This window comes from Prauserella aidingensis, from assembly GCF_024171865.1.
GTDB classification, from domain to species: Bacteria; Actinomycetota; Actinomycetes; order Mycobacteriales; family Pseudonocardiaceae; genus Prauserella; species Prauserella aidingensis.
The window spans coordinates 22,189-28,423 of the sequence record NZ_JAMTCN010000040.1; the positions used below are offsets into that span (position 1 = coordinate 22,189).

The 6,235-nt window shown below is 69.6% G+C and carries 5 protein-coding genes and 1 rRNA gene; 4 read left to right on the plus strand and 2 right to left on the minus strand.

The features are described from left to right. The first annotated feature begins 30 nt into the window (after positions 1-30). Complete coding sequence (locus LY13_RS24250) at positions 31-1,590, plus strand: alpha/beta hydrolase (protein WP_372493892.1); 1,560 nt, start codon at positions 31-33, stop codon at positions 1,588-1,590. A gap of 98 nt (positions 1,591-1,688) precedes the next feature. Here the strand turns inward: LY13_RS24250 and LY13_RS24255 are convergent, their stop codons facing one another. After that, positions 1,689-2,462, minus strand: coding sequence for an LppX_LprAFG lipoprotein (locus tag LY13_RS24255; protein ID WP_253830883.1), 774 nt, complete (start codon positions 2,460-2,462; stop codon positions 1,689-1,691). Between the two features lie 90 nt (positions 2,463-2,552). Further along, complete coding sequence (locus LY13_RS24260; protein WP_253830884.1) at positions 2,553-3,569, minus strand: GlxA family transcriptional regulator; 1,017 nt, start codon at positions 3,567-3,569, stop codon at positions 2,553-2,555. Between the two features lie 70 nt (positions 3,570-3,639). Here LY13_RS24260 and LY13_RS24265 point away from each other — a divergent pair, with 70 nt between their 5' ends. The 3 genes from LY13_RS24265 to LY13_RS24275 form a co-directional block, all read left to right on the plus strand. Next, complete coding sequence (locus tag LY13_RS24265; RefSeq protein WP_253830885.1) at positions 3,640-4,242, plus strand: DJ-1/PfpI family protein; 603 nt, start codon at positions 3,640-3,642, stop codon at positions 4,240-4,242. A 122-nt stretch (positions 4,243-4,364) separates the two neighbouring features. Continuing rightward, positions 4,365-5,708, plus strand: a complete 1,344-nt coding sequence (gene glnA / locus LY13_RS24270; RefSeq protein ID WP_253830886.1) for a type I glutamate--ammonia ligase — start codon at positions 4,365-4,367, stop codon at positions 5,706-5,708. Between the two features lie 397 nt (positions 5,709-6,105). Further along, positions 6,106-6,235, plus strand: a 16S ribosomal RNA gene (locus tag LY13_RS24275); the annotation flags it as partial.

Sequence of the window (6,235 nt, forward strand, 5' to 3'; positions counted from 1 at the left end):
TTCTCGTCCTGCGATGGCACGATCACCTCTGTGCCTTCAGTCGAACGCTACCTGGCTCTCGTCACCTGTGTACTCGCCTTGGGCGGGCTCACGACCGCGTGCTCATCCGACGAGCCCGAGCAGAAGGGTCCGGTCGGGCCCGTGCCACAGGGCCTCGACCGGTTCTACGGGCAGGCGCTCGACTGGGGTGACTGCGAGCCGTACGCCACCACCGACACGGCGCGCTCGTCGTTCGGAGCGGAAGGACTGGAGTGCGCGCGGCTGACCGTACCGCTGGACTACGGCGAGCCCGGCGGCGAGACGATCTCGCTCGGCCTGCTGCGGCACGAGGCCACCGGTGACGACCCGATCGGATCGCTCGTCGTCAACCCGGGTGGCCCCGGGGCGTCGGGAATGCTGAACGCGGCGTCGATGGCGGGTCCGACCGCGGACACGGAGATCGGCCGACGGTTCGACCTGGTCGGCTTCGATCCGCGCGGCGTCGGTGCGAGCGAACCGACGGTCGAATGCCTCACCGATGCCGAACGTGACGCCGACCGCGCCGACGACGTCGAGTACGACGGCAGCAAGGAGGGCGTGCGGGCCGTGGAACAGGAGGAACGGCAGTTCGCCGCCAAGTGTGCGCGCCGCACCGAGCACGGGGAGGACATGCTCGCCCACCTGGGCACCCGCGACGTCGTGCAGGACATGGACGTACTGCGCTCGGTGCTCGGCGACCGCAAGCTCAGCTACGTCGGCTACTCGTACGGCACGCGCATCGGCTACACCTACGCCGAACGATTCCCCCGCAACGTCCGCTCCCTGGTGCTCGACGGCGCGCTCGACCCCGAACAGGACTCGGTCGAATCGCTCGTGTCGCAGGGCGAAGGGTTCGGCCGCTCGTTCGAGGAGTTCGCCGGGTGGTGCCAGGAACGGTCCGACTGCCCGCTGTCCGGCGACGCGACGAAGGCGTATCAGGACCTGGTGCGGCCGCTGCTCGACGAACCGGTCGACGTGGGCGGCCGCGTGCTGTCCTACGACGACGCCACGACGGGCACCATTCAGGCGCTCTACTCCGAGCGGATGTGGCCGCAGCTGAAGAACGGCCTGATCGAGCTGTCGCGCGGCAACGGTTCGACCCTGATGGCGCTGGCCGACATGTACAACGAACGCGACTCCTCCGGCGAGTACGCCAGTACGCAGGACGCGTTCGTCGCGATCCGCTGCGTCGACGATCCGCCGGTGGAGGACAGGCAGAAGATCCGCGAGGCCCAGCGGCGCTACGCCGAGGTCGCCCCGTTCCTCGACCCGGGGACCCGGCCGTCGGCGGCCCGGGACGCCTGCGCGTTCTGGCCGGTCGAGCACACGTCCGAACCGCACCTGCCGGACGTCGACGGCGTGCCGCCCGCGCTGGTCGTGTCCACGACGAACGACCCCGCGACGCCGTACCAGGCGGGTGTCCAACTGGCGAAGGCGATGGGCGGCAGGCTGCTCACCTTCGAGGGCAACCAGCACACCGTGTTCCTGCAGGGCAACCAGTGCGTCGACCAGGCGGGCGCGCGCTATCTGATCGACGGGACACTGCCCCCGGAGGGCAAGCGCTGCGCGTGAGCGACGCGGCCGGTCGGGATGCCGCGGGCGGGCCCAGGACACCGGTGTGCGGGGTCGTGGCACGTGCGAGGGCGTGGACGGCGGGGCGGGTGGCGGCCTCAGCCGGTCGGCGTCGCCGCCGTGCTGGACACCTCGACCGGCTGGTTGTGCTCGCTCAGTCCGAGTTCGATCATCGTGGCGCCCTGGTTGGGCTTCGCGGGCGGCACCTGGAGCCAGACCCGCAAGAGGGTGCGTTCGGGGTTGTCGGTGACCCAGAACTTGACCGCGACGTCGTCGGGCACGCCGGGCAGCAACTCGGAGATGTCGGCCTGGGGCAGGGTGCCGCTGACCCGGTAGGTCGGCACGTCGCCGATGTCCTCGCGGCTCTCGGTGCTCAGTTCGGTCGCGTCGCCGAGCAGGTCCCGGAGACCGCCGTCGCGGGCGAGCAGGTGCTGGGGTGTGAATCGTTCCGGCACGACCGCCGTGGTCGTCACGTCGTCGGCGTCGGTCAGCGTGACGGTCCTGTCGTGGGCCGCCCCGGCACTGCCGCCGTTGCGGGCCGTGGACGTCGGCGCACCGCTCGGGGAGGCCTCGGCCCGGTCGCCCAGTTCGTACTCGTACTGCATGCGCCCGTCCGGGAGCTGCAGGTCGACCTCGCCCCGTGCCCAGCCTGCGCGGGTGGCGACGCCCTCGATCGACCGGATCGGGAAGCCTGCCAGTGCTCCCTGGGTGCGCAGGTCGAAGCGGACGCTGGTCACGTCGCGGAGGGCGGCCGAGGCGTCACGGACGAGGGACGCGCCCGGCGGATCGCTCTCGGGCGCCTCGGGTGACGAGGTGCACCCGGCGACGAGCAGGAGCACCGCGGTGATGACGACCAGAATCCGCCGGGACATGGCTGATGACAATACTGCCGGGCGAAGCCCGTCCGGTTGGGCGGTGGCGGGCGAGGGGCCGGCCGGTACCGCGGGGGCGAGCCGGTTCGGTCAGCGAGCCGAGCCGGTGTCGAGGGCCCCGGTGTCGGCCTCGGAGTCCGCGCTCTCGGTGCGGGTGGCGAACGTCCGCCGGTACGCGAGCGGGGAGACGCCGATGGCGTCGCGGAGGTGTTTGCGCAGTGACGCCGCGGTGCCGAGGCCCGATTCGGCGGCGACCCGGTCGACGGGCAGTTCGGTGGCCTCGAGCAGGTGCCGGGCGTGCACCAGCCGTTGCCGGGTCAGCCACGTGTGCGGTGGCAGCCCGGTCTCGTCGCGGAACCGGCGGTTGAAGGTGCGCATGCTCATCCGCGCGTGCGCGGCGAGGGTGGCCAGGTCGAGCGGTTCGCCGAGCCGTTCCAGCGCCCAGGCCCTGGTGGGTGCGGTACTGCCGGTGCCCGCGTCGGTGAGGGGGCGGTCGATGTACTGCGACTGCCCGCCGTCGCGCCACGGTGGGACGACGCAGTAGCGGGCGGCGCGGTTGGCGACGTCGCTGCCGTGGTCGGCGCGGACGACGTGCAGGCAGAGGTCGACGCCCGCGGCGAGGCCCGCCGAGGTGAGCACGTCACCGTCGTCGACGAACAGCACGTTCTCGTCCAGGTGCACCCCGGGGTAGAGCGCGCGGAAGCGGTCGGCGTGCGCCCAGTGCGTCGTGGCGGGGCGCCGGTCGAGCAGGCCGGCCGCTGCGAGGACGAACGCACCGGTGCAGATCGACATGATCCGGGCGGACGCGGGCACGCGCGCGAGGGCCGCGGCGACGTCGTCGGGGAGTGACCCGTCGCGGCGCGGCCCGGGCAGCCGGGTTCCGGGCACGATCACGGTGTCGGCGTCGTCGAGGGCCTCGGGCCCGTGGTCGAGGAGTGCGGAGTAGCCGGACGACACGCGCACCGGCCGGTCGCCGACTCCGCAGATGCGCACGTCGTACAGCCGCCGCCCGTCGCGTTCGGCGCACGTGAAGATCTGCGGCGGTATCTCCATGTCGTAGCCGACGACCTCGCCGAGGGCCAGGACCGTGACCCGGTGCGCGCTCATGGCAAGATCTTCGCACATAGTGGCATTCGTGCCACTCGTCGTCGCGGCATCGACGGACCAGGCTCGGGGCATGACTGACGAAGGCGTGCGACACATCGGGATCCTGTTGTTCCCGGATGTCGAGGAACTCGATGCGATCGGCCCGTGGGAGGTGCTGTCGTTCTGGACTCGCACGTTTCCCGGCGACGGCTGGCGGGTGTGGTCGTTCTCGGCCGACGGCGAGCCCGTGACGTGCGCGAAGGGCCTCACGGTGGTCCCACACCGTTCGATCGCGGACATTCCGCAGCTCGACGTACTGGTCCATCCCGGAGGCCGGGGAACGCGTCCGCAGCTCGGCGACGCCGGTCACCTCGAGTGGCTACGGTCGCAGCGGGCTTCGGTTCCGCTGATGACCAGCGTGTGCACGGGGGCGCTCGTGTTCGCTGCGGCGGGCCTGTTGAACGGGCGGCCCGCGACGACGCACTGGGCGTCCGTGGATCGGCTCGCGGCGCTGGATTCGACGATCGACGTGCGTCCGGACGATCGATTCGTCGACGACGGTGACGTCGTCACCTCGGCGGGTGTCTCGGCGGGCATCGACATGGCACTCCACCTCGTTGCGCGGCTGGGACCGCCCGGGCGGGCCCGCGACGTGCGGCGGGGCGTTCAGTACGACCCGCAGCCACCGGTGTGAACCCCACGCGGCCGTCGCGGGTCCGTCCGGGCGACATCCGGACGGACCCGCGACGGCGAGACCCGCGACACGGCGTAACCCTCGAAACATTCCGTTAACACGGCGGGCATAGGGTCACGGCCATGGATCGTCAGCAGGAGTTCGTGCTGCGCACACTCGAAGAACGCGACATTCGCTTCGTGCGTCTCTGGTTCACCGACGTACTGGGCTTCCTCAAGTCGGTGGCCATCGCCCCCGCGGAGCTGGAGGGCGCGTTCTCCGAGGGCATCGGGTTCGACGGCTCCGCGATCGAGGGCTTCGCGCGGGTCTACGAGTCGGACATGATCGCGAAGCCGGACCCGTCGACGTTCCAGGTGCTGCCGTGGGAGCAGGCCGACGGCGGGCACTACTCGGCGCGGATGTTCTGCGACATCGCGATGCCCGACGCGTCGCCGTCGTGGGCCGACCCGCGCCACGTGCTGCGCCGCCAGCTGTCGAAGGCCGGGGAGGCGGGGTTCACCTGCTACGTGCACCCCGAGATCGAGTTCTACCTCCTGCAGGACCTGCCGGAGGACGGCAAGGAACCGATCCCCGCCGACAACGGCGGCTACTTCGACCAGGCCAGCCACGCCACGGCGACCCATTTCCGGCGGCACGCCATCGAGGCTCTCGAGGCGATGGGCATCTCCGTCGAGTTCAGCCATCACGAGGGCGCGCCGGGGCAGCAGGAGATCGACCTGCGTTACGCGGACGCGCTGACGATGGCCGACAACGTCATGACGTTCCGGTACGTGGTCAAGGAGGTCGCGCTGACGCAGGGTGTGCGCGCGACGTTCATGCCGAAGCCGTTCACCGACCATCCCGGGTCGGGCATGCACACCCACGTGTCGCTGTTCGAGGGTGACCGCAACGCCTTCTACGACCCCGAGGACCCGTACGAGCTGTCGGAGACCGGCAAGGCGTTCGTCGCCGGATTGCTGCACCACGCACGTGAGATCTCCGCGGTCACCAACCAGTGGGTCAACTCGTACAAGCGCCTGATCGTCGGAGGCGAGGCCCCGACGGCGGTGTCCTGGGGCCGGGCGAACCGTTCGGCGCTGGTGCGGGTGCCGATGTACTCGCCGGGGAAGGCGTCGTCGCGGCGGGTGGAGATCCGGTCGCTGGACTCGGCGTGCAACCCGTACCTGGCGTACTCGGTCATCCTGGCCGCCGGCCTGCGGGGCATCGAGAAGGGCTACGAGCTGCCGCCCGCGGCGGAGGACGACATCTGGGCGCTGTCCGAGGTCGAGCGGAAGGCCGCCGGCTACAAGCAGCTGCCGCAGAACCTGGGCGAGGCTCTGGCGGAGATGGAGAGTTCGGAGCTGTTGCCCGAGGCGCTCGGCGAGCACGTCTTCGACTTCTTCCTCCGGAACAAGCGCACCGAGTGGAACAACTACCGGAGCTCGGTGACGCCGTACGAGCTCCGCACCCTGCTTCCAGTGCTCTGACCTGCGGTTTCGCCATAAGGGCACCCCCCTGTTTCAGGGGGGTTAGCGGCCGTGTAATGTTCTCTTTGTCGCCAGGGAGCGGACGGGACGAGGCAGAGGCCGACCCACAGAGGTTGACTCCGCCGAGACGGACCGGGTAAGCTTCTTGGTCGGCCCTCACGAGGGCCACAACCCCAGCGACGGATCTCCTCAGAGATAAGTTACGGTGGTTGCTGGCGCTTTCGGGTCAAAAACCAACTGCGTGTTGTTTGAGAACTCAACAGTGTGTTTGTGAGCTTTGTTTTGTTGCTTTGTGCCCCTTTTTTTTGGGGTTTCTTTGAGCTAGCGCGTGGCCATGGCTGATGTTGTGTTGGTTGTGGTTGTGTGTTTTTTGCTTGGATGATTTTTCTCTGATGCATTGTTGGAGAGTTTGATCCTGGCTCAGGACGAACGCTGGCGGCGTGCTTAACACATGCAAGTCGTACGCTGAAGCCCGCGCTTGCGTGGGTGGATGAGTGGCGAACGGGTGAGTAACACGTGGGTAATCT

Bases quoted from the DNA above. Each gene is read 5' to 3' on its own strand.
- LY13_RS24255 (WP_253830883.1), bottom strand. From the start codon at position 2,462: ATGTCCCGGCGGATTCTGGTCGTCATCACCGCGGTGCTCCTGCTCGTC.
- LY13_RS24260 (WP_253830884.1), bottom strand. From the start codon at position 3,569: ATGAGCGCGCACCGGGTCACGGTCCTGGCCCTCGGCGAGGTCGTCGGC.
- LY13_RS24265 (WP_253830885.1), top strand. From the start codon at position 3,640: ATGACTGACGAAGGCGTGCGACACATCGGGATCCTGTTGTTCCCGGAT.
- glnA (WP_253830886.1), top strand. From the start codon at position 4,365: ATGGATCGTCAGCAGGAGTTCGTGCTGCGCACACTCGAAGAACGCGAC.